Genomic DNA, 25,578 nt, shown 5'->3' with positions numbered 1-25,578 from the left:
AATTGTTGTTATCTACTTTTATACAAGATGATGAGTTGATAAAAACCTAATAATTATTTATATTCTTTCATAAATTTCTCAACGTCTTCGGCGTATGGTAAAGATGGAATAGCGCCTTCTTTAGAAACAGTTAAAGCCCCAACCGCATTTGCATATCTCACATTTTCTTCCAACGGTTTACCGTTTACAATCCCAACGGCAAGTGCTCCGTTAAATGAATCACCTGCAGCTACTGTATCAACTGGGGAAACAGGGAATCCAGGAACAAAGATTGGACCGTTATCATTCATAACTAAGCAACCTTTTTCCGCAAGTGTCATTACCACATTTTTCACGCCTTTATTTAAAAGCGCTTTCCCAGCACGTACAGCATCATCATCTGTTTCGACTTTTATACCAGTTAGTATTTCCGCTTCTGTTTCATTTGGTGTAAGATACGTAACATTTGCTAATAATTCATCGCTTAACTCTTGTGCAGGTGCAGGGTTTAAAATTACTGGTACATTATTTGCGGCAGCATATGCTACTGCATCCTCTGTCATTTTCAAATCCATTTCTAACTGAACGATAAGTAAATCGGATTTTTTGATAATATCCTTTATTCCTTCTAAGTCAGATGATAAGTAATTCATATTAGCGCCAGGTACAACGATAATTCTATTATTACCATCTGCCTCTAATGTAACGGAACCAACTCCTGTTGACAGCTTATCGTCACGTAAAAAGTAATCAATATTAATGTTTTCATTTGCGATTGTAGCTAATGCTTCATCTCCAAATGGATCGTTACCAACCTTACCAACCATTGTTACATCGCCACCTAATCTTGCAGCAGCAACTGCCTGATTAGCACCTTTCCCACCTGGAAATTGCGAAAAGCTAGTACCGATGATTGTCTCTCCATTTTGTGGTGCTCTTGGTGTTCTAACAACCAAGTCCATCATAAAACTTCCGATAACTAAAATACCCACTGCAGCATCTTCCTTCTACTGTTTATTTAATAATAACTATGGTTATCGTTTTCAGGATATTCCTAGATTAATTAGTAATCGTTTACACAATTACTAGTGTTTTTATTAAATCTTCTAGGTAATCGTTTACATATATAATAATATTAACATGAATATTAGTCAACTATTCTTTTGAAAAAAGTTAAGATTCATAGAAATGAGTGCTCTACTTATTTCTATGAAAGTAAGAGAGCACCCTTTCTATAATGACGATGATTAAGCTTTTGCAGAAATTGTCCCAAATTTATACTTGGTTACGGAAGTACGTTTTTGATCTTTCTCTAATATCCAATTTGGGAAATGTGGATGATTCGGTGCATCTGGATAACCTTGTGTCTCAAGGCAAATTCCTAAATACTTTCTAGAAGGAACACCATACACTTCTCCCTCTTCTGGAAGCATATTGGATGTATACACTACAACTGCTTTTTCATCTGTTTCAATTGTAAGTGTACGTCCACTTTCAGTATCTTCCAAGTAAATTTCACTATCATGGTTGGTACTTAAGACAAATGGGTGATCATATCCAGAATCTGCTAATTTATTTTGAGCATAATCGGATTCCACACCTGTTCTAATCTTTCTACCAGAACGGAAATCAAATGTCGTACCTTCCACAGGAATAAGTTCGCCTGATGGTAGTAGATTATCTCGTAATTCTAAGAACTGATCACTCTTTAATGTTAATGTATGGTCTAAAATATCACGTTTCAATTCGCCACTAAGGTTAAAATATGAATGGTTCGTAATATTTAATAATGTTGTTTCATCTGAAATTCCGTCATATTGAATCGAAAATTCATTATCATTATTTAAAGTATATGTTACTTTTAATTGTAAATTACCTGGATATCCTTCTTCCCCATCTACACTTAAGTATGAGAACTCAATGCTCGCTTCATCTTCGCCTTCTTTTACTTCAGCATCCCAGATTACTTTGTCATATCCTACTAATCCACCATGAAGATGGTTATCGTTTTCATTTTGTGCTAGCGTATATGTCTTGCCATTAAGTTCGAATTTAGCACCACCAATTCGTCCAGCAACTCTCCCTACTACTGCTCCAAAATATGGTGATCTATGTAAATAATCTTCTAGATTATCATGACCAAGCACAATGTTTTCAAGTTTGCCATTTTCATCTGGTGTGTAGAGCTTTGTGATGATGCATCCATAGTCAATTGCTGTTAGTTCTACATTGTTGTCGTTTTTCAGTGTGTAAGCGTATACTGGTTTGTCTTGCAAATGCCCAAATAACTTCTTCGTTACATTCATTTGTTATGTCTCCCTTTTATTTTGTAATCGTATCCATACTATGATTCTATCATAAATTATGGAAAAGTTATAAGAATAATTAACATTAATACTTAGGGATTCATAGACAGTATTCGCATAACATCTTTATGAATATTACTTGTTATCTCTTTATAAAGTCATTCCCTGTTGTTCATACTTATTGTCACCGACGAATTTATATCCAAAGCCACGTACGGTTTGAATATATTCAGGTTTAGTAGGATCAGTTTCTAGCTTGCGTCTTAATTTACTGATATGAACTTTTACTGTTTGGATGCTCCCTTCTGAGTATTCCCCCCAAACATGATCATATAATTGTTCTGCGGTCCATACACGATTCGGGTGTTTGGCCATCAACAATAATAGCTGAAACTCTTTCTGCAAGAGACGGATTTGCTTTCCATTTAAAAAAACTTCATATGTATCTGTATGAATGTGTAATTGATTGAACGCAAGAATGGTAGAATCTCTTTTATCTTTGTTCCCCCATTCACCACGGCGTAAAACCGCGTATATCCTTGCTTCTAATTCATTAAAATCGAAAGGCTTTGTAATATAATCGTCACCTCCGACTTTTAATCCATTGATCCTATCAATCGAATCCTTTTTACAACTTACAAAAATAACAGGAACCTTTGTAATCATACGTATTTGCTCACATATATCAAAGCCCTGCATCCCTGGCATCTCCACATCTAGTAAAATGACATCCAGTTGCTGTTTAATAATAATTTCTAGAGCTTTATATCCGTTATCTGCTAATAACACTTCATAACCTTTTTTCTGCAAGAATAATTGAATTAGTTCACGAATTCCCTCTTCATCATCTACAACAAGAACGCGATCCTTACTCACTAAACTCTCTCCTTTATATGAATTCGATTTTGTAGAAGTGGCAGCGCAATATAGAATGTAGTTCCATGAAGAACTTTACTTTCTACCCAAATTTCTCCCTTATGGGCATGGATTAATTCCTTAGTAATTGCAAGCCCTAGCCCCATCCCATTATCATCCTTCTGTATATTGGACGCTTGATAGAAACGATTAAAGACGAATGGAATATCTTTTTCTGGAATCCCTTCACCATTATCATGAATTGCAATTATTACTCTACCTTCTAATTCATCCTCAGCATACTCCTGCACTTCTTCCTGCATTTCAATCGTGATAGTAAGCGTAATTTCTCCTTCCATCTCGGAGGTATGTTTAATAGCATTCCATATTATATTCGTGAAAACTTGATCCATTCTTTCTTTATCAATGGTGATATATAAACCGTCCATCTGTTTATACTCTTCAAGTGGAGGATAGTGAAATATGCGCCCACTTTGGTTCGTATCAAGCTCAATTGTTTGCACGAATTTCTCCACCCAGTCCCCAAAATTTACTTGCTGGAAATCAAGATTAATATGATTTGACTGCAGCTTCGCTAATTCTAATAAATCTTTTGTCAAACGATCTAACAATGTCAACCTCTTTTGAATCATATTTATATATCTTGTATTGTTAGCCTCAATTAGTCCTTCCTGCACTGCTTGAGTATAACTTTGCACTAATGTAATCGGTGTTCCCAATTCATGTGCAATACTTGTTAATAATGCAGTACGTGACTTTTCCATCTGTCTAAGTTGCTTATTAGCGACTGCCAGTTTTTGACTTTCTCTTACTTCACGTTCCGCTATTTCCTTCTCCCGACGCATAATCGTAATGCGATCTCCAAGTGCTAATGAAAGCAATATCATTTCAAATACACCAGCAATTTGAGCTGAATATTTTGTCCAAACAACTAACGGCAGAATTCCACCATCAGCTAGGATTGATACAAAAAAGCCTATTAAATAGACAACCCAAGCTAATAGAAAAAAGCGAGCTTGCCTTATACCTTTTTTCAAGCAAATAAATGATGCGCTCAATATCGTTACAATCGTGACGACAGCACTAACTACCATTACATTTAAAGCAATGGGATAGGAAATAAATAGAAGACCAGCATTTAAGAAGTTCATCAAGATCGCAAATTGAAAGAACCGCTTAAACTTTGGTAAATATATGTTCATATCTAAGAAATTCCTTGTGAACAGAAGCGAAAATGCACTTCCTAAACAGATGAAAAATACGATGGATCGCATATTCCACCATGGATAATCTGGCCATACGTATTGAAATGCTAGACCATTTAAAGCTAGATTAGCAAACATAGAAGTGAAAATTACCATCACATAGTATAGATAACTTTTATCACGTAAGCTAAAGAAGAGGAACAAATTATATAAAATCATGGAAGCTGCTATACCGTAATATAGACCTAAATAGATAAACTCTTTTTGCGTTTTTTCAATAAAGGTAGTTGGCTCCCAGAGCGTTAACGGCATTTGGAGTGCTCCGTCTGTCTCGAAACGAATATAAATCAGTTTACTTTCTTCCAGTTCCATATCGATAGGTACAACAAAATTCCGATGAATGATTTCTCTAAATTTAAACGGATACTGGTTTCCATACTGGTGTTTCTCATATTCACCATCTTGATTTGGAATATATATAGATATCTCATTAAGTGGTGGATAACTTATTTCTAGCATCCACGTATCCAGCATAGATTGATTCGTTATTTCAAACCGTGCCCAATATACTGATGCTGCATAACCAAAGTTTGGAACCTCTGTTGATTCATGAGAGCTAAATTGATTGGAGTATGTTGGTGAAACTACATCTTCTATTGTTAGACTATTATCCTTGTCTTCCAATAATTCTAAAGATGAATGTAAGATTAGTTTATTGGTGGAAGGTTGTAAGGTGGCTGCTTGTACTTTCGGGTGACTTATACTATTAATAAAGATAATGATGAAAAGAACAAAAACATATTTTAGTAGTCTTAAAGACATAAACTCCCCTCTATCCAACGCAAAATTTATGAATATATTTCCAATTATACCATTAAATTGTGCCATATGTTGTAAAATTCCTAAACATTTAGAACCAGAAATTTAATATATTTGGTGAGAGAAGACCCAACATGTATAAGAGAATAGGAGGAGAAAGGTTGATTAGGGATGGGGTTCTTTTGGACAATATGTTGATTAATAGTGATCTATGAGTTTTTTCTTAAAGGATACGAAGATGTGGTGTTGATTAGAACCATTTTTATTGAAAGAGGTTTGTATTAGACATTTCTGCATGTATTCGTAGTAGAAATGTCGATTTGAATCATTCTATAAGACATTTTAATTTAGTTTCTATGACGAAATGTCCATTAGAATGAGTCTATTAGACATTTCAGCCACAACCTTTGCTCAAGTGTCCATTAGAATGTCTCTATAAGACATTTCAGCCCAAATCCTTTGATCAAGTGTCCGTTAGAATGAGTCTATTAGACATTTAACTCAAAATCCCTTGATCAAATGTCCATTACAACCGCTCTATTAGACATTTCATCCAAATTCCCTTGATCAAATGTCCATTACAACCGCTCTATTAACAAACTACATTTGAAACACAAAATGTCTTTAACATACAAATAACTACCAATCATTACAAACCCCAACTAAAAACAAAAAGGCAGCAATTTATTCAACTACTTGAATAAATAACTACCTCTAATCGTTAAAGGGAATATGCTATTAATGGTTCCTTCTTATCATTTTTCGTTCTTTCTAATGATTCTACTACCCTTTCTAAATAACTAATATACGTTTCTAGTATATTTTTATGGTATGGGTCCAATTGCATGAGTGCACGTTCGATTTCATGTTCATGAAACTCTGTAACAGAATGGACCGCTTTGTCATACAACTGTTGCATTAACTCCTCTTCCGTTAGCACATCTGTATAATAGCCAGTGTCTAGACAGAACTCCCGATAAAGCGGTTTGCCGTTTATTACGATTTTTTCATACTTCGCCATTCGTCGCATTCGCCCCCTATAAGAAATCACCTTTAATACCAAAAAATTCACATTACTTTCATTTTAATGGAGTAAGGTTAAAATTAGGTTAAAAAATCATAAGTTAAATCATTTTTATTCTGTTACTTTCTGTCAAAAAAAGAAAGAAAACTGTCGAACACACCTTTCGCATCACGTCTTAAGATATAGAGTTATATAAATAAACAGGAAAAAAGAAGGACACCTTCTTCACTATATGGTGCAGTGAAGAAAAATATCCTTCTTTTTTTGTTAGTTATGGACCACTTTTAATATGAAGCTATAACGATAAGTTTCATTTGCATATAGCGTAAATTCCGGATGAGTTTTCTGGCCCCAACTATCATCGCCTCCTACGCCCATTTGCTTATGATTAATTCTTAATACTGTTTGCTTACTTTCTGGTAGCTTATAGCTGTGACTATGTTCTTCCAGTTCTTCAGGTGTATATGGGAGTGCATTGATTTCCACAGTATCTAGTGCTGCAACTTTCAAACCAACACCAGCATTATTTGTAATCATTGCCCACCTTACATCTGTTTTATTTCCACATTCTTGTGGTTTTAAATAAGGAACATACTGATCATTTACTTTGCCGTCATAAAGTCCAAGTTTTGCACCCTTATTACGATCAATGTAGTTTTCATGTGGCCCTCTTCCGTACCACTTCAGATTCTCAAATTGCTCCTCCATTATAAAGAGTAACCCTACTTCTGGTATTTCCGGCAAATCAGAACCAGGTGCTAATTCATAATCTACTTGCATTTCGCCAGAGCCATTAATCGTATATTTAATTTCCACTCTAGATTCAGTAGTTGTAGGGATACTATAGAGTACTGTAACGACAACCGCTTCATCCGTTACTTCATATTTAAAGCTATCTAATTTCCGATTAAAGCTTGCTTCTCTCCATGTTGCACTACGTTCATTCAATCTGCTACCACGGTCATTATCGGTCATAGCTCTCCAAAAGTTTGGTACTGGAGCTGATTTGAGTAATTCAACACCACTAGCAGCAATTGATTTCATCTCTCCAGTCGTTTTATTAAAATGAATGTCAAACTTACTTCCAGAAATAATGACTTCGTTATCCATTTCTGCTGTTTTTGGAGCAGCGCTCTTTTCTAGTTGCTTACGTTGAGAAGGTTGTAAAACAAATTGTTCATATGCAACTTCATGATTTTTATCTGCCCATAATGTGGCTGCTTTTTCATGAAAACTTACTGTAAGTACTAACTCACCTGTATTCGCTTGAATGTCAGCAAAATTGTAACCTAATTGGATAGATTTTGTTTCTCCAGGCTCAATGGAAACTGCTACTGTACCTTCTTGAATTACTTCTCCATCTTCTGCAATTGACCATTTGAAATCGTACTTATTGACATTAATAAATAGGTTTTTATTTTTGATTTCTACAATGCCTTTTTCTACATCCACTGCCGTAAAATCAATATTTTGATAGCATTTCTTCACTTCAAATATTTTCGGTGATACCGTTCCATCTGCAAAAATAATCCCATCACCTGAGAAGTTACCATCATGTGGAGATTCTCCGAAATCACCACCATATGCTAAAAACTCAATACCTTCTTCTGATTTTTTCCTTAAAGCCTGGTCTTTCCAGTCCCAAATAAATCCACCTTGTAAAATTGGGTATTTATCAAAAAGATCGGTATATTTGTAGAGATTCCCACATGAATTCCCCATCGCATGGCTATATTCACAAATAATGTATGGTTTCAATGGCTGTTCTTGCGCTTTAAGTGCATATTGTTCCATTTTATCTGCAGGGATGTACATCGTACTTTCCATATCAGATGCAGCTGCTGATTCACGATAATGGAAAACTCCCTCGTAGTGGACAAGACGAGTTTTATCTTTCGATTTAAGATGAGCATGCATCTTTAAGAAGTTATCGCCACCAAACGATTCATTTCCAAGAGACCAGATGATGACGGACGGATGATTTTTATCACGTTCGAACATCGTGTTACAACGATCGATTACATTTGCTGTCCACTCCGGTTTGCTACCTGGAATTGCATCACCTAATCCCTTTTGCCCATACTTCCATGTACCATGTGTTTCCATATTTGTTTCATCAATCACATACAGACCATACTCATCACATAGTTCATAGAAAAGTGGATTGTTTGGATAATGAGATGTACGAACTGCATTGATATTATGCTGCTTCATCAACTTTACATCATGAACCATATCTTCATAAGTGACGGCACGCCCACGATCGGCTGCAAATTCATGACGGTTCACACCTTTAAAGACAATACGCTTTCCGTTTATTTTCATTAATCCATCTTTTAGTTCAAATTGACGGAAACCTACTTTACAACTCTCATATTCTATTATCTCACCACTAGCATCATATAAACTTAGTACAAGTGTATATAAATTTGGCGTCTCCGCACTCCACTTTAATGGATTTTTCACGAAAACCGAAGTACTAATTTCACTAACTTCTTCGTTAGATACATCTATACGTTGATTAATCGTTTCAACCTTATTTCCCTTCGCATCAATAAGCACTGCTTCAAACGTAGCTTCTTGATTTTCCTCCATATAGTAATTATTGACTTTCGCATCAATTTCTAATTCTGCATCACGATAATCTTCATCCAATATAGTTCTTACGAAAAAATCTTGGATGTGAAGCTTTGGTGTTGCATATAAGTATACATCTCGGAAAATACCGCTCATTCTCCAGAAGTCTTGATCTTCAAGCCAGCTTGCATCACACCAGCGATACACTTCTACAGCAAGTTTGTTTTCCCCAGCTTGTAAGTAAGGAGTTAAATCAAATTCAGCTGGTGTAAATGTGTCCTCACTGTAACCAACAAGTTCTCCATTCACCCAAACATAGAATGCGGATTCTACACCTTGGAAACATATATTAACAGGGAGACCATCCCAATCATTAGGTACAGAAAAAGTCGTAATATATTGCCCAACAGGATTATATTCTGTTGGCGCAAATGGTGCTTGTACATCTTCATTTCCATCCCATGGATATCTGACATTTGTATATTGCGGATAATCATACCCTTGTAGCTGCCAATGTGCTGGTACTTTAATTTCATCCCAGTCAGCACTGTCAAAACCAGCCTCATAGAAGGATAGATTTCGTTTCTCCGGGTTCTCAGAAAATGAAAACTTCCACATGCCATTTAATGATTGATAATAATCTGACGCTGTACGGTCCCCACTAATTGCTTCTGCTTCCGTTTTATACGGCATCAAAGTAGCATGTGCAGGTAGACGATTAAGTTGAAAAATATCTGGATTGTTATTCCACTCTGGATAACCATTAGCTGGTGGCGTGTACTGGAATTTTTTTAGTTGTTTTAACATGAGAAAACCTCTTTTCTATATTTATTTTTTGATTCATCAAACTAAAAGTCTATATATTAATGGAGGGACTTATAACATTGCAACCGGTCCCAAAATACTTGAAAAAAATTTTATTTTTTTACGAGACTTGATTCTCTAATTACTAATCTTGTATCTATGAGAATTTCTTTCTCAACTGGTTTTCTCTCTATTATATTCTGGACAGAGTGAACAATTTCCGTGCTTAACATTTCATAGTTGTGATTAATGGTCGTTAAGCTTGGGTACACAATATCAGAAGGAAAGATATCATCAAAACCAACAAATGAAAAATTATCAATAGGGACATTTTGTTCACGACATTCTTTTAATGCGCCATAAATAACCATGTCATTGATACCGATAATAGCTGTTGGTCTAGGATCCTTCTGCAATAATTCTCTCATTGCATGTCTACCATTTTCTATATCATAACCTGAGTAGATTTGCCATTCATCTCTGAATTCTAAGCCTTTCTTCTCTATTTCTTCTTGAAAAGCTTTCACCTTTACATCAGTCGTCGATATTCCTTCTGCCCCACCTATTAAACTAAGATGTTTATGACCCTGCTCAATTAAGTGTGATACAATCTTACGAATTCCGTCTTCTTCATTTGTACAAATTCGGTGGCATTCGACCCCTTCCATTTGGCCATTCACCATAATCAACGGAACCCTCTCCATTACTTCTAACATTTCTTCTACTTCATTAGGATCGCTATCAACCTTATTAATTCGGCCTCCCATAAACACAATACATTCCACACGTCTTTGCACAAACTCTCGTAAATGAGTAGATTCCATTTCACTTCGATTCATAGAATTACGCAATAATACCGTATAACCTAATTCATGGGCTCTTCTTTCTACTTCGATATATGTTTGTGAGAAGAATGGATTTGTAATGTCTGGAAGAATGAAGCCAATCATATTTGTTTGCTTCTTCGTCAAACTTCTTGCAGCTTCATTAGGTGTAAAATCCATTTCTTTCATTTTTTCGAGCACTAGCTTTCGCGTACTTTCTTTTACAAGTGGATTGTTAGTTAACACCCGGGAAACTGTTGTAGGAGATACATTCGCTTCCTTCGCGATATCATAAATAGTAATGTTTTTCTTTTTCATGTTTGTATTACCTCATTTGCAGTCGATAATAATTCTATATTTTAGCAGTTTTATGTAAAATACTACTTATCTCCTATTATGCAAGATATTAAGAAAGAAAGCCACCTTTTTTGATATCGTTTACAACTCAATATAGATGAGCCCCTTTACAATTCCATTGTAAAGGGACCTGATGAATTATTGCCCAATTTCTTGTTTCAGCTTTTCAATCTCCGCTCCAAGTTCGCGATAAACTCTATCTTCTATTTGGTTCATAGTAGTTTTTGAATCAATATTCTCGTCAATTGCTTTTGCGACTAATTCAATATAGATTTCCCATGCTGCACCATCAAGTGACGTTAATCTTCTTACAGGAATATCTTCATCTAGTTTATCGTAGAATGCATAATCTTTTTGCCCACCTAAAAATTCACTTTCATGATTTGCATACCATGGTAATGTTGAGATGCTATTCCAACCTGGTTGAATAGAGTGTTCTGTAAATACCTTCCATGCCTCTTCACTACGATTCATGAACTCAACAAATGCCCATGCAGCATCTTTGTTTTGACTCTGTGATGGAATGACATGAGCTGAACCACCTAGACCAGCATTGATACCTAATGGATATCTTGTCACTCTCCATTTGCCAGCCTGATCAGGGAATGTGTTCTCTATATCACGAGCTGCATGACTTCCACCTGGAAAAGAGGCTGTTTTCCCTTGTGCAATTAGCTGTTTTCCTTCATCAGAGAACGCAGAAATTTGTGGAGACCACCCTACTTGTACTCCTTCTTTAACAAAGTCAAGTAGTTCTACCATTCTATCATTATTACGTACCCAGTTTAATTCTGAATCAAAGTATCCAGTTCCATCTCCATAATGGTTTGGAGGTGAATCACGCCATTCAAACATATAAATATCATTTGCTGCAAGTGTTTTTGCTGCTTCGATTACATTCTTATCATCTTGTAGAAATTCCCCAAGTTCTTCTGGATCACTTGGTAGACCGTGTTGTTCATAAATATCTGCTCTATAGTAAAACACTGCTGGTGTTACATCCCACGGCATCGCAAGTAACTTTTTGCCATCAATCGATTTCCAACGTTCCCAGTTATATTCTGAAGTATCATCTTGATAACGCCCCGCATTATATGGCTCTTGCAACAAATCTTCCAGCATATCTGCACCATATCTAGTGAACGCACCTTGTTCCACTACTGCTACATCCGGAGCTCCAGTCCCAGCAGCCAATGCTGTTTGTAATTTGTCATGCATCTCCCAACCCATTGCTACTTGATTCACTTTGATATTTGGGTATACCTTGTTAAATTCAACGATGACTTCATCATAAATGTTAGGAAGGAAATTCCAAAATGTAATTTCCCCCTCTAGTGACGTATCAAATGTTAATTCCTCTTCTAAACTTTTATCCTCATTCGTATTTTTATTTTGATCTGAAGTTTTATTACTGTTGCTACATCCCGAAACTACTAAAATAGCAATAATTAAAAATAGTAATGTTTGTAATGATTTCTTCATTTTTTATCCTCCTATTATATGTGCAACTTAAACATTGAAACCGGTGTCATTTCATCCAATAGATTATTAATTACAGTTTCTTCTAACCCCCCGTTGATCACTTCCAACCGCAACCGGTTTCAATTAAGGGGAAGCAAAATTGAAACCGACTGTGCTTGAAAGGATAGTTAAAGTAAGCACTTTATTGCAACCGGTACCAATAGATTGAATAAGGTTATGAAACCGGTACCAATTGCATATTACAAGAATACTTTTCTTCTTTTTTGAAGTCAACCTTTTTATGGAAATTACTGTTTTACATTTTGTTGCATTTTTCGACAAATACACCTATAAAAAGTCCCTCTTAGAAAAGAGGAACTTATCCCTTCACTCCTCCAACCGTTAATCCTTCAACGAAATAGCGTTGGAAGAAGACAAATAGAATGATAAATGGAATTATTGTCATCATGGATCCAGCAATGAGCACATCATAGTTGTTCCCATAAGGTGTTAATAGTGTTGCGAGACCAATCGGCAATGTAAACATATCACTTGATCGTAAAATGATTAATGGCCATAAGAAATTATTCCAACTACCCAATCCTTGTAAGATTGCCATTGCCGCAAATGCTGGTGTCATTAATGGCATCATAATTCGGAAGAAGATTCCATATTCTGTAGAACCATCTATCCGAGCTGCATCCATTAATTCCCTCGGTAATCCTAATGCATATTGTCGGAAGAAGAATACAGCAATCGGCGCTACGATAGCTGGGAGCATCACACCCGTATATGTATCAATAAATCCCCAACTAATCATTAACTGGTATAGCGGAAGCATCAAGATTTCAAACGGCACCATTAAGATAAACAACACTAGCACGAAGAAAAAATTCCTACCTTTAAAATCATAAACTGCTAATGCATAACCAACCATGGAGGAAAAGAATAATGATAGTATAATAGTAATCACAGTAATTATTAAACTATTGCCATACCACGACCAGTACTTACCTGCTTCTGTAAATATATACGTATAGTTATCTAAATTTAATGTGCTTATATCAAATTGAATACTAATTCCATTTCGCATTAACTCAGAGGATGGCCGAAAGGAAGATAGTAATAAGCTTAGTATTGGAAATAAAGCAATGAAAGAAATTATAACGAACATAATGTTCACTATCCATTTCAACCCAATATTTTCTCTCTTCTTCACTTATTCATCCCCCCTTTTAAATGCTCCTGTCAGGACTAATTGAATAAAGCTGACTATAAAGATGATAATCATCAATACAACTCCAATAGCCGCTCCGAACCCTAAGTTATTTTGCTGTATACCTTGTTGATAAATGTATCCAACAACCGTTAACCCGATATTACCTGGTGATCCTGCTTCCCAGAATACAAAACTCTCTTCAAACATCCGATAACCATTAATGATGGATATCGTCGTAACGAAGATTGTTACAGGTTTCAAAAACGGCAGTGTAACAAATCGAAATTTTTGCAGTCGGTTGGCACCATCGATGTCTGCTGCTTCGAATAATTCTTTCGGAACATTTTGCAATGCTGCGAGGAAGTATAATATATTAACCCCCATCCAACGCCAACAGCAAAGTAACACCATTAACAGCATTCCAGACCATGCATGATAACGCCAATCTACTGAATTTAATCCTAACCAATGCATAATTTGATTGGCTGCAGCATTATCTGTTTCCCCAAACATAAGACGAAATACCATCCCTGCTACAATGGTCGAAGTTAATGCTGGAATGAATAAAGCCGCTCTATAAATTGTCCTCATCTTCACAAAAGTAGAGTTTAGTAGAGTAGCTAAAATTATCGGAACGGTAACTAAAATGACAACTGTGAGTACGACATAAATCGTCGTATTCGATAATGCCTTATAAAAAGTTGGATTAAATATTCTCGAATAATTAGCTGTTCCAACAAATTCTATTTGTCCTGGTAATATACTTTGAAAACTCATTATGATTGCCCTTATAGATGGATAAAGGGTAAATATGAGAAATGTTATGACAAAGGGTGCTATAAAAATATAGGGAACCACTTTTTTTGAATTAAAGAAGTTAAAGAGCTTATTAGGCTTTTTCATCGGTGCAAGCGTGGCTGTTGTGTTCTTAGACGCTGGTAACATATAATCCCTCCTTCATTCATTTGCAAGAGGGGTTATTTTTCGAAGCACTTTCGAAAAATAACCCTAGGAAAAGACATACTATTGCTCTATCAAACTCAAACTATTTCATGCCACTTTCCACTGCTTCCTGCGCTTGGTCTAATGCTTCTTTCGCAGTTTGTGTTTTCTGTCTGAGCACACTATTAAATACATTGGTATTTATCTCGGTAGCAACTGCTGGTGTATATTCTGTAATATTTACAGCATTAATTTCATCTCGAATATCTAGGAGAGTATCGAAAATATCATTACCAAAAAATTGATAGTATTTATTATCAGCTTTTACTGCCTCATCTTCCCAAACATCCCAACGCGGCGGATCAAATCCTAACACTGTCCATAACTTGATATTTGCTTCTTTGGATAATTTCGCAAATGCTAGGAAATCTTTCGCAAGTTCCGCATGTTCTGTTTGATTAGTTACTACAGTCCCTGTACCTCCCATACCAGCTGAGCGATTTCCACCTTCTTCCCAAGCCGGCATTGGACGAATTACCATTTTTCCTTTCAGGTCTTCCATATAGTCTGTGAATCTACCCATATACCACAATGGCATCACAACACTAGCTGCTTTCCCATCATTCATGTAAGCATAGAATTCTTCCGCATGTGGTTCTCCACCTGGTGTTAGCTCTGCAATCTCATGTTCATATAATAAGTCATATAAAAATTGTAGTGTATTTACATTTGTTTCTGTATTCACAGTTAAATTTCCGTTTTCATCAAACCAGTCCGATCCTTGTTGATTTACCATTTGCCAAAAAGTCATATAATCCCCAGTATGAACTGTAGTCATCATCGCATCTGTTTTTTCAACTACCTGTTTACCTGCTTCCACATAATCATCCCAAGTAACAATGGAATCAATATCTACTCCTGCTTTATCCATAATTTCCTTGTTGTAATAGATGACTGAAGCACCAACGTGTGTCGGCATACCGTAATATTTCCCGTCTTTTCCATATATCTCAAATCGCGATTGCACAAAGTTATCTATTTCTGGATCAACATATTCATTCATCTCTAGTAATTGAGGCTCACCCTGCAAAAAGTTTGGAAAGCGGCCAATTTCAATATCCGCAAGATCCGGGGCACCTTTTCCCGATTGTAGTGACATGAGTAGATTATTATGCATTTGATCAAAAGGGTACGTTTCTGCTACTAGTTTTATAGGTCTATCCGGATTCTCCTCATTCCACCTCGGAACAGCATCTTCAAAGAAGTCCATGTGTAATTCAGCAAACGTCCAGTACGTCAATTCCGTGGCACCTTCAACATCTCCACCAATGACTTTAGATTCCTCTGCATCACTGTTTGAGTCTTTTCCACCACAAGCAGCTAGTGCAAATACAACCATCCCTAAAAGCATTGTAAAAAGTAGCTTTTTCATCAATAATCCCCCTTCAATTTATCTTTAAATTGAAAACGCTATCATTAAAGCTCCAAATTACACCTCCTAACCACAGTTGATGGATAAAAAAGTTGATTAATTAACAACATGTACGAACAGGTTAACATCTCACAAAAAGTCAGTCAAGAACAAAACCATTGTTTCATACCCGTCAAAAGCCTATATTTTCACGACATTTTACCTTGTTTTTAGTTCAGAGGACTTAGCCAATTTTGCAGAAAAATCTCTATAACTGTCATTTATTATAGTAAAATAGTACGTACAACTTACCTTAGTCCTATGACTTTATAATCAAAATTAAAATGATATGTAAGGGTAGGTCCATCTTACTTTTGTTATTCCTGTTTTAAGCAAAAATAAAGAAGCAGTTGAGGCTTTCGTAGAATGTGACGAATGTAGCAGAGGAAGCGTGGAAGACCTTCGTGTATGATTCGATCCAACCGCATGGAAGCACACAACAAAGTCACTATGGTATCAAGAGCATGTGAATAAATATCTAGCTAGGCATTTGGGATGATAGATTATCTGACTCTATTAATGGAAAACATCCCAGTACGACGTTATACTCCGCTAGATACACAAGCTTGCCAATTTATACACTAATCTGTAGATAGTAAAATTGCTTCTAGAACAGAAAAAAATTGAAGAAGCAGAAATGAAACGGGTGGGAACAGAAATTGAGAAGTTGAAGCAAGGAACAGAATAATGGAGTAATAGAAAAGCACTAAATAATCATATAGGTCAGAGTGCTTTTAAGATTCATCGATTTTATACGACTCTAGTAATTAATGTAAAACACATCACTTTCCTTTGTTACAAATGACGTTAGGCTAAAAATGTTTCGTCCGTCCCTCTATCATGAAGAACAAATGTATCTACAACCATATCTCCTGAGTTACCTTCGACGGGAATAAACGAAACCTCTCTTTTTGCTAACTCAATTACTTACCACTGCAAACCCCCTTACATTTTACAGTAACCACCCTCCTTGCCATTTGCAATAAAATATTGCTCCATCATTGTATTGATTGTGTTTATTCAGTAAGATATAAGTGTTGTATATTCATGATAATTTTTCCCAACGTTTCCTTCAATGGTAAAAATAAATGAAAGTAGGGTAAAATATTGCCTTTTGATCTACAAAGTAAGAATTATCAATCGTATGGATTTCTTTTTAAAGGACAACATCAAGAAGATATCGTTGGTCTTTATTCAATGGGCTGGGAAGAAGTGAAAACGCATACGTATAATTGGCATGGAATGGAACGAGATGAAATTGGAAAGTGTGTGTTTCAATACACATTATCTGGTAAAGGTGCAATTGAAATTAATGGCCAGTATCACACATTAGAAGCCGGAGATGCATTTCTTGTACAAATTCCGAGTAACCACCGGTATTTTTTACCGCAATCAAGTGATGCTTGGGAATTCATTCACATTACGTTATATGGGAATGAAGCAAGGAAAACATATCAATATTTACAAGAAACAAAAGGACATATTATTCAGGTAAGTCCAGATTCGGATTTAATAAAGTTATGGTTTACTATATTTGAAGAGGTTTCTAGCAAAAAAATTAGTGATTCCTTTCAAGCTTCTACTTTTGGATACGCATTCATTATGGAATTATATCGATATGCTCAAAATATTGCCTCATCACCTGAGAAATGGCCAGAAGCGGTAACGAAAGCCATCATCTTTATGCAAAATAATTTTAGTAAACAAATTGGTTTAGATGATATCGTGGATGCTTCTGGACTATCAAAATACCATTTCACAAGACTTTTCCATAAAGTGACTACCCTCACTCCAATCCAATATTTAACAAAGATTCGAATCGATAAAGCAATCGAATTATTGCGTTTGACGAATAAGTCTATTGAAGATGTTGCAATGGAAGTCGGTTATTCAAATGGGAATTATTTTAGCAAAGTGTTTTTAAAGAGGATTGGGATGTCTCCGGGGATGTTTCGCGAAAGTAAAAATAAGATACCTGTGGATTATTTAGTGATTGATTGAGACAGGGGCAAAAAATAATGAGAGAAATAAAAAGCCAAACTATGCTTACATCATTTTTAACATAGTTTGGCTTTCCTATTTGAAATTTTTTCTGGTAATCGGTAGCGGTATAGCTACACATTTCAGAGTATTGTTAGTTTAATTCTTCTCATTCACCCAAACAAGCATTTCTCCAGGTTCGCGGTTGCACCATGCGTAGTATGGAATTGCTTTTATTTCTATAGGTGTTGTGTTCGTTTCAGCTCGACGATATAAATGATTTCCCCAATCTTTCTCACTTACTCTCTCTGCGAGTCCTTTTATTTCCACAACTCCATCGAGTAAATCAGGGTTAAATTCTGCTTGTAATTCCGCTGTTCTTGGTAAGAAAATACCGTGTAAGTTTTTTCCGTTATCAACTTCCTCCAAGCAATAAACGACTGGCCCACGATGTAGTGCCACTTTTCCATTATTATGCCGCACTAATGGATTTGCCTGAATCCGCTCAACTTCCATTGGTAGAATGAGCTCAATTTTGTCGTCCTTCTTCCAATTCCGTTGAAGACGAATGTACCCATCTTTCATTAATGACTCATGATCAATGAGCTGACCATTAATTTTTACGATAACTTTTCTTGCCCAACCTGGAACACGAAGAGAAATCATAAAGTCTGTTTGCAACTCCGTTGATACATGAATCTCAACATTGCCATCCCAAGGGTAATTAGTGTGTTGGGAGAGAAGAACCTCTTTCCCATCTATTTCAAACTTCGCGTCATTCCCCATATAGAGATGGACAAATAGCTCTTTTTCTTTTTGTGAATAGATATAGTGGCCAATCGATGCAATTAATCTAGCTAAGTTTGGCGGACAACATGCACAGCCAAACCAGCCTTGTCGTACTGATTTTATATGACGTTTGTCTCCACGTTTTTGGCTAGCTTCTGGTAAAACTTCTAATGGGTTCACGTAAAAGAACTTTTTACCATCGAGATCCATGCCACTTATTGTGCCATTATATAAGGCAAGTTCCATAATATCTGCATACTGACTATTAATATCTAAATCTAGCATGCGATTTGCCCAAAATACGAGCGCAATCGATGCACATGTTTCAGTATAAGATAAATCGTTTGGAAGGTCATAATCAAAGGAGAATGCTTCACCAAATACCATGGAGCCGATACCTCCGGTAATATACATCTGTTTCCGTGTTACATTTTCCCATAATGTTTCACAAACCTTTTTCAATTCTGGATCATTTGTTTTTGCGGCTAAGTCTGCCATTGCTGTATACATATACACGGCACGTACTGCATGACCCACTGCTTCTTTCTGTTCGCGGACAGGTTTATGAGCTTGATTATAGGCGTAACTAATATTAAAGAAGAACCGATTTGAATCACTTCTTTCTTTTTTCTCTATTTCAAAATAATGTGGTTGCTTTCCTCTTTCATCTATGAAAAACTTACTTAAGTTTAAGTATTTTTTATTGCCCGTTACATCATATAATTTCACAAGTGCTAGCTCAATCTCCTGATGGCCTGGATAACCTTTAATCTTATCCTCTTCTGGGCCAAAAACAGTATCAATGTAATCAGCATATTTGATCATAATATTTAGAAATTTATCTTTCCCTGTTGCACGATAGTAGGCGACAGCCGCTTCAATTAAATGTCCCGCACAATAAAGTTCATGATTATCACGTACATTCGTCCAGCGTTTCTCTGGTTCTTTTACGGTATAATACGTATTGAGATAACCATCTTCCCCTTGCGCTCTACCTAATAACTCAATTACTTCATCCGCTGTTTTTTCTAGATCTGGATTTGGTTTTGTTTCAAGGCTAAACGCAACCGCCTCCAGCCATTTTGCGACATCACTATCTTGAAACACCATTCCATAAAACTCACCTTCCGCTTCACCTGCTGCAATTCGGAAATTCTCAATTGCATGACTCGGTGCAGTGTTAGGTAGCCTATCGTTCAATGCTTCCCATTGGTATGGAATAACTTGTTCGCGCACAACTTCTTGATAATGTCCCCAAAACTTATCACTTATCTTTACGCTGTTCTTTGCTTTTTCAACAATCATCGTGAATCCACCTTTCGAATTGGTTTAATTTAAAAAAGGATCATACCTGTATTTCTGCAATTCTATCTGTGGTTGTGATTGTGTTATTCTAGTAGCATTTTTTTAATACTTACATTACTTTTCTATAGCTTCAGCTGGTCTTTCTTGAGCTTTGTCGGCTTCTCCGGCATTTTTATTTGCGGCTTCGCGGTCTTCCGCCATCTCCTCGACTGACTTAACTTTTATACGGGCAGCACCAGTGTAATTATCTTTTGTTGGGAGTAAGTCTCCTAATTCCAGCCTTTCCTTAGCAGCAGCAATTGCTTCTGTATATTGCGGCAACCATTTCTCTTGAGCAACAAGGAATTCATCGACCATTTGCCATATTTCCTTCGGGTTACAAACAGCCCCAGTTAATGGATCCATCATCATCGCTTGGCGTAATAAAAAGTCGTCACCATTAACTGCTGCTTCTACTGCAAGACGTTGAACGGAAATACTCACATTACAAACTGCAGCTGGTCCAAGAGGTAATTCACCTACTTGTGTCATATTAATCCCATTTCGATCAACATAACCAGGTGCTTCAATAATGGCATCATCCGGTAGGTTTGAGATCACACCATTGTTAACAACATTGAAATGCCCACGATATACTCTGCCTGTTTCTAATCCTTCAATAATATAGGAGCCATGTTCCTTACTGCGATTCTCTTGTTTATATTCAAATGGTTTATCTTTTAACCAGTTTGGAAAATCTGTTTCAAACCAATTTCTTCCTTCTGTACAAACACGTAAATATCCACCTGTTTCCCCATTTATCCAAACGCCAAGATCAATCCAGTCTTTAATCTCTTCTGGACGCTTACGATACCAAGGTACATATTCACTTAAATGACCATTGGATTCCGTACTGTAATAACCAAATCTACGCAACATATCAATGCGCACTTTTTCCGTTTTGCTATATTCCGGGTGTTGTTCAAATGCAGGGAGTAATTTATCTGTTAAATCTTCCCCTTTATGTTTGATACTGATGTACCATGTTTGATGGTTAATACCTGCACAAATGACATCTACTTCTTCTTGTTTCAAGCCAAGCACATCCGCTATTTGCCAATGACCATGCTGCACACCATGACAGAGACCAATCGTATTCACGCCACCATATTTATTACATGCCCACGTAATCATCGCCATTGGATTCGCATAATTAAGTAAAAGTACATCAGGAGCAGCAACTTCGCGGATGTCTTTACATATTTCTAGCATTTCTGCGATACCACGCTGACCATACATAATACCGCCAGCACACAATGTATCGCCCACACACTGATCGATACCGTATTTCAATGGTATGTCAATATCTGTTTGGAACGCTTCAAGGCCACCAATACGCACAACTGAAAAAATGTATTTCGCATTTCGGAACGCCTCTCTTCTATCAAGTGTTGCATGGATTTTAATATGCAACCCATTCTCATCGATATCACGTTGGCAGAGCTGTGTGACCATGTCTAAATTACGTTCATTAATGTCCGTAAATGCAACTTCAATGTTTGCGAATTCTGGTACTGCGAGCAAATCCTTCAACAATCCACGCGTAAAGCCAATACTACCTGCACCAATAAAAGCAACTTTGAATGACATATGGTTTCCTCCTTATATAGATTGATTTTGAATCCGATTTTGGTGTTTTTTCTTACTTAGGGGGAATCATTGGACGACTTTGATTCCCTTTTTGGAATTTTTTCGACTTGGAGGGAATCATTCGCGTTGTTTGACTCCCGTTTGCGATTTTTCTTGCTCCAGAGGGAATCATTGAACGGCTTTGATTCCCATTTTGGAATTGCTTCTGCTTGAAGGGAATCATTCGCGACGTTTGATTCCCGTTTCCGATTTTTTTCATTTCAGAGGGAATCATTGGACGGCTTTGATTCCCGTTTTGGTATTTTTTCTGCTTAGAGGGAATCATTCGCGACGTTTGATTCCCGTTTCCAATTTTTTTCTCTTCAGAGGGAATCATTGGACGACTTTGATTCCCGTTTTGGAATTTTTTCTGCTTGGAGGGAATCATTCGCGACGTTTGATTCCCGTTTCCGATTTTTTTCACTTCAGAGGGAATCATTGGACGACTTTGATTCCCTTTTTGGAATTTTTTCTGCTTGAAGGGAATCATTCGCGACGTTTGATTCCCATTTCCGATTTTTTTCACTTCAGAGGGAATCATTGGACGACTTTGATTCCCGTTTTGGAATTTTTTCTGTTTGGAGGGAATCATTCGCGACGTTTGATTCCCGTTTGCGTTTTTTCTCGCTTCAGAGGGAATCATTGGACGACTTTGATTCCCGTCTTGAAATATTTTCTGCTTGGAGGGAATCATTCGCGACGTTTGATTCCCTTTTTGCATCTTTTCTAGCTTTGAGGGAGTCAATTTTCCACTAAATCATTCTTTTTCGTTCGTTATTCTTACACCGAATATTCCTCCGGATACTTTTCCTTCTTCTGATGTAAACTTGACCTCGATTTTGTCTTTCCCTTCTATCCAATCAGCAGGAATTTTATAGCTAACATCATAAAGGCGGTCCGTGCGCTTACCATCTAGTTTATGTTCTGCTAGTTTTTTACCATCTATTAAAATATCAAACTTTCTTTCATACCACTTACCATTGAAGAACATGGCTCTGTCACCATCAAAATACGTAACTTGCAAGTACATTTGTTGTTCTGGCTTAACTGTCATTTTATAACTGAAGTGCCCGCCATCACGGCTATCACGCCAACTTCTTTGAGCAATATTCAAATAACCTGCGTAAGAGTTTTCTGATTGGAAATCGTGTTCAATTTCTGGTTGTTGTTCTCCAGGTTGAACATAGTCAACCGTGATTCTTTGTAGTTTTTTCACACGTTCCTGTTCTTCATCCACAAAGTTCTTATATGTTTCTTCATCTAAAATATTCCAATAAATTGTATAACGTTGGTGGTGAAGTTCATAAAAAGGAATGAGCGTTACTTTTACGTCTCCTGGTTGTCCAACCGCAGCCGTTTCAAATTTTAAAGCATCCTCTTCTACACGTGTGATCCAACTTGCTATATCATTTTTATCTGCGACTAAATCCGGAACATTTATAAGTGGATGGTTATCCAGCTTCATGTGATCGTCTAATATATCTGTTTCCGGGAAGTCCTTATTACCAAGAGCACCAGCTAACACAACTGGTCCATATAAAATACCAACCTTATTAGGGTCATCTTTTGCTTCATATGTGTGTAGTCCCATTGGGAAGTTTATTGCAATAGAGTCCCCGGTATTCCATGTGCGGGAAAACGTAATATAGCCATCAACAGCTTCAACTGCAATATTTTCTCCATTCAATGTCACGGTGACAGCACCTGCAACCCAATACGGAACACGGACTTTCACAGATTTTACTGCTGAACTAGCTTGTACAATTTCTAGGTTAACTAGTTCTGAATTCGGGAAGTCAGTTACTTGTTTTACTGAAAAATCACCATCCACACTTGTCCATTCTGATGCAATGAATAAATTCACATATAATGTATTCTCTGTATGGTAGTAAATATTGCGATTATAACGTGCTGGGTTTTCCATTCCTGTTCCTGTACAACACCAGAAAGAATTATCTGGAGAGTTATAAATCTTAAAGTGGCCAGGCTGTGTTGGAATAAAATACATTTTCATTCCAGAATCAGGATCTTGTGATGCTAGAATATGGTTGTACAATGCTCGTTCGTAATAATCCATATACTCTGCTTTTTGTTCCCAGTTATATAAAAGTTCCGTTAAAATGAGCATGTTATACGTATTACATGTTTCCGCAGTTTGAACACCCAGCTTTTCTTGATTTGGTTGTCCGAAATGCTCATAAGCACTATTTCCACCAATAATATAAGAGCGTTTCTTCGTCACTTGTTCCCAGAAAAACACAGCCATTTGCTTATATTTTTCTTCTCCAGTAATATCATATATTTTCGCAGCTCCGATTACTTTCGGGATTTGTGTATTCGCGTGTCTTCCTTCTAATTGATCAATTCCTTCCGCAAGCGGATCTAAGATTTCGTTATGACAGAAACGAATTGCCAGCTCTAGATAACCTTTGTTTTTAGTAATATTGTAGAGGTCTGCCATCACCTCGTTCATTCCACCATGCTCACAAATTAGCATGCGTTGAAATTGCTCATCACTCAAATTATCCGTACCACGCTTCGCCCAATTTGCTAGTTTCACTACAACATCTAATGCCTTTTCATTCCCCATTAGTGTGTAAACATCGATTAACCCTGCATAAATTTTGTGTATGCTGTACCAAGGTACCCAACTACCACCAAGGCCAAAAGCTTGTACCTCAAACGTTCCTGTAAATACACGATCAAAACAATCACGTGGAAAGCCACTTACATACCCATCTGCATCAAAGCTTTGCACATGCGCAAGCTCATTTACCGCATATTCTACTTTTGCACGTAATGCTTCATCATTTGTAACCGTATACATTGTAGCTGCAGCTGACAACCAGTGACCGACAGAATGACCGGCAATTTGCTTCGCTTCCCAACCCCCATAGCGTGGTTGCTTCGGCGTGAGATTAATAGCTTCATAACAAGGTGCAATCAACCGATCTACATCTAAGTACAATAAATACTCTTTTCCTTTTTCTTGAGAGCGCTTAAATAAACCATCTAGCAGTATTGTCTTTTCTCTATTTAATGTATGTTCCATTATCCTTCACTCCTCTATTAATCTTGTAATATTAGATTGCCATCTACTTCTTTTATTTTGAAAAATACTGGTCGTTCCATCGGCGAATTATTTGGTGCGTGGATTGTGAGCATTAGTTGCCCTGAAAAACTGTGGAACAACATGCCATGACCACCATCTGTATCGAATAATGCCTCTTCGTCGTGTACCCACGGACCTGTGATTTCTCCTGAGTGGGAACGTGCAGTACCAATGGCGTACCCTTTTTCTCCAAAGCTAGACCAAAGTATGAGTAATTCTTCCTGTTGGTTTCGATATAGAAATGGCCCATCTGTTATACAATTACCGTCTCCGGTGAAACTGCTCCAGCTTGCCCCGCTTGCTTGGAAAAATACAACTGGCTCACTTACAGCTGTTTTCAAATCATCGGAAAGTTGGATGGCACACATCTTTCCATCCTTCACTTGTACCCATTCATGACAGAAAACCATCCATGGACGTTCCTGTTCATCGATGAAAAGTGTTCCATCTAAACATTCCCAATCCCTAGGTGTTACCGGCTCATTTGTTAACGGTTGAAATGGACCTTGTGGACCATCAGCAACTAGTATTTGCGTTCCACGGCATTTATCATCTGCTTTGAAACTAGCAAACATATAATACTTTTCCTTATAAACATGAACTTCAGGCGCCCAAAAATTTTGGTCTGCCCAAAAATCCTCATCTGGACGGAAGACTGGAAATGGCCCTTCCCAATTTTCTAAGTCCTTACTTTTATACACATCAAAGCCAACTGCTGTACCGTTCCAAGGATTTACATCTGTCGTCCCGTATAAATAATAGGTTTGGCTCTCTGCAATTGGTAAGATAAATGGATCTCGAATACGAATATCCTGGCTTTTCAACATATACTCCCCCACCTTTTTTACACTATAATTCTA

At 36.9% G+C, this 25,578-nt stretch carries 17 protein-coding genes; 1 reads left to right on the top strand and 16 read right to left on the bottom strand.

The features are described 5' to 3' along the window. Nucleotides 1-53 precede the first annotated feature (53 nt). The 11 genes from rbsK to ACFPM4_RS16715 all read right to left on the bottom strand — a co-directional run bounded on the left by rbsK (nt 54) and on the right by ACFPM4_RS16715 (nt 15,825). Nucleotides 54-971 (bottom strand): ribokinase, encoded by a 918-nt coding sequence (rbsK, locus tag ACFPM4_RS16765; protein WP_144922111.1) that lies wholly within the window; start codon nt 969-971, stop codon nt 54-56. 255 nt (nt 972-1,226) lie between these two features. Then, nucleotides 1,227-2,285: an aldose epimerase family protein gene (locus ACFPM4_RS16760; RefSeq protein WP_382354278.1), complete on the bottom strand. Its 1,059-nt coding sequence runs from the start codon at nt 2,283-2,285 to the stop codon at nt 1,227-1,229. A 150-nt stretch (nt 2,286-2,435) separates the two neighbouring features. Further along, entirely contained in the window at nt 2,436-3,161 is a 726-nt protein-coding gene (locus ACFPM4_RS16755; protein WP_382354275.1) for a response regulator transcription factor, read from the bottom strand. Beyond that, on the bottom strand, nt 3,161-5,188 hold the full coding sequence (locus ACFPM4_RS16750) for a sensor histidine kinase (protein WP_186324687.1): 2,028 nt from the start codon (nt 5,186-5,188) through the stop codon (nt 3,161-3,163). The genes ACFPM4_RS16755 and ACFPM4_RS16750 overlap by 1 nt, the downstream gene beginning before the upstream one ends. A gap of 718 nt (nt 5,189-5,906) precedes the next feature. Next, nucleotides 5,907-6,206: a hypothetical protein gene (locus ACFPM4_RS16745; RefSeq protein WP_382354272.1), complete on the bottom strand. Its 300-nt coding sequence runs from the start codon at nt 6,204-6,206 to the stop codon at nt 5,907-5,909. Nucleotides 6,207-6,476: 270 nt separating this feature from the next. Continuing rightward, nucleotides 6,477-9,593 (bottom strand): beta-galactosidase, LacZ type, encoded by a 3,117-nt coding sequence (lacZ, locus tag ACFPM4_RS16740; RefSeq protein WP_382354269.1) that lies wholly within the window; start codon nt 9,591-9,593, stop codon nt 6,477-6,479. Between the two features lie 110 nt (nt 9,594-9,703). Continuing rightward, nucleotides 9,704-10,732, bottom strand: a complete 1,029-nt coding sequence (locus ACFPM4_RS16735) for a LacI family DNA-binding transcriptional regulator (protein WP_382354266.1) — start codon at nt 10,730-10,732, stop codon at nt 9,704-9,706. Between the two features lie 177 nt (nt 10,733-10,909). Beyond that, nucleotides 10,910-12,253 (bottom strand): ABC transporter substrate-binding protein, encoded by a 1,344-nt coding sequence (locus ACFPM4_RS16730; RefSeq protein WP_382354263.1) that lies wholly within the window; start codon nt 12,251-12,253, stop codon nt 10,910-10,912. 358 nt (nt 12,254-12,611) lie between these two features. Further along, the gene (locus tag ACFPM4_RS16725; RefSeq protein ID WP_144922222.1) at nt 12,612-13,406 is read right to left on the bottom strand and encodes a carbohydrate ABC transporter permease; all 795 of its coding nucleotides are present in this window, start codon (nt 13,404-13,406) and stop codon (nt 12,612-12,614) included. Nucleotides 13,407-13,451: 45 nt separating this feature from the next. Continuing rightward, entirely contained in the window at nt 13,452-14,396 is a 945-nt protein-coding gene (locus tag ACFPM4_RS16720; RefSeq protein WP_382354260.1) for a carbohydrate ABC transporter permease, read from the bottom strand. A 100-nt stretch (nt 14,397-14,496) separates the two neighbouring features. Further along, the gene (locus ACFPM4_RS16715) at nt 14,497-15,825 is read right to left on the bottom strand and encodes an ABC transporter substrate-binding protein (protein WP_144922173.1); all 1,329 of its coding nucleotides are present in this window, start codon (nt 15,823-15,825) and stop codon (nt 14,497-14,499) included. A 1,146-nt stretch (nt 15,826-16,971) separates the two neighbouring features. Between ACFPM4_RS16715 and ACFPM4_RS16710 the strand changes: the two genes are divergently transcribed. Beyond that, a complete protein-coding gene (locus ACFPM4_RS16710; RefSeq protein ID WP_144922176.1) occupies nt 16,972-17,865 on the top strand; it encodes a helix-turn-helix domain-containing protein in 894 nt (297 codons plus the stop codon). Between the two features lie 138 nt (nt 17,866-18,003). On the opposite strand, the gene ACFPM4_RS16705 is transcribed toward ACFPM4_RS16710, so the two are convergent. The 5 genes from ACFPM4_RS16705 to ACFPM4_RS16685 all read right to left on the bottom strand — a co-directional run bounded on the left by ACFPM4_RS16705 (nt 18,004) and on the right by ACFPM4_RS16685 (nt 25,545). Then, a complete protein-coding gene (locus ACFPM4_RS16705; RefSeq protein WP_382354255.1) occupies nt 18,004-19,938 on the bottom strand; it encodes a glycoside hydrolase family 127 protein in 1,935 nt (644 codons plus the stop codon). Between the two features lie 114 nt (nt 19,939-20,052). Further along, nucleotides 20,053-21,567, bottom strand: coding sequence for an alpha-glucosidase/alpha-galactosidase (gene melA / locus ACFPM4_RS16700; protein WP_382354252.1), 1,515 nt, complete (start codon nt 21,565-21,567; stop codon nt 20,053-20,055). A 52-nt stretch (nt 21,568-21,619) separates the two neighbouring features. Next, on the bottom strand, nt 21,620-22,327 hold the full coding sequence (locus tag ACFPM4_RS16695) for a hypothetical protein (RefSeq protein WP_382354249.1): 708 nt from the start codon (nt 22,325-22,327) through the stop codon (nt 21,620-21,622). A 36-nt stretch (nt 22,328-22,363) separates the two neighbouring features. Then, nucleotides 22,364-24,658 carry a beta-L-arabinofuranosidase domain-containing protein gene (locus ACFPM4_RS16690; RefSeq protein WP_382354246.1) on the bottom strand — a complete coding sequence of 765 codons (2,295 nt, stop codon included), beginning with the start codon at nt 24,656-24,658 and terminating at the stop codon, nt 22,364-22,366. Between the two features lie 17 nt (nt 24,659-24,675). Continuing rightward, a complete protein-coding gene (locus ACFPM4_RS16685; protein ID WP_382354243.1) occupies nt 24,676-25,545 on the bottom strand; it encodes a glycoside hydrolase family 43 protein in 870 nt (289 codons plus the stop codon). Nucleotides 25,546-25,578: the final 33 nt, after the last annotated feature.

Source organism: Lederbergia graminis, from assembly GCF_042655485.1.
Classification (GTDB): Bacteria; Bacillota; Bacilli; order Bacillales; family Bacillaceae_C; genus Lederbergia; species Lederbergia graminis.
Note: the sequence above shows the minus strand (reverse complement) of the source record. Positions and strands in the feature narration are given on the sequence as shown.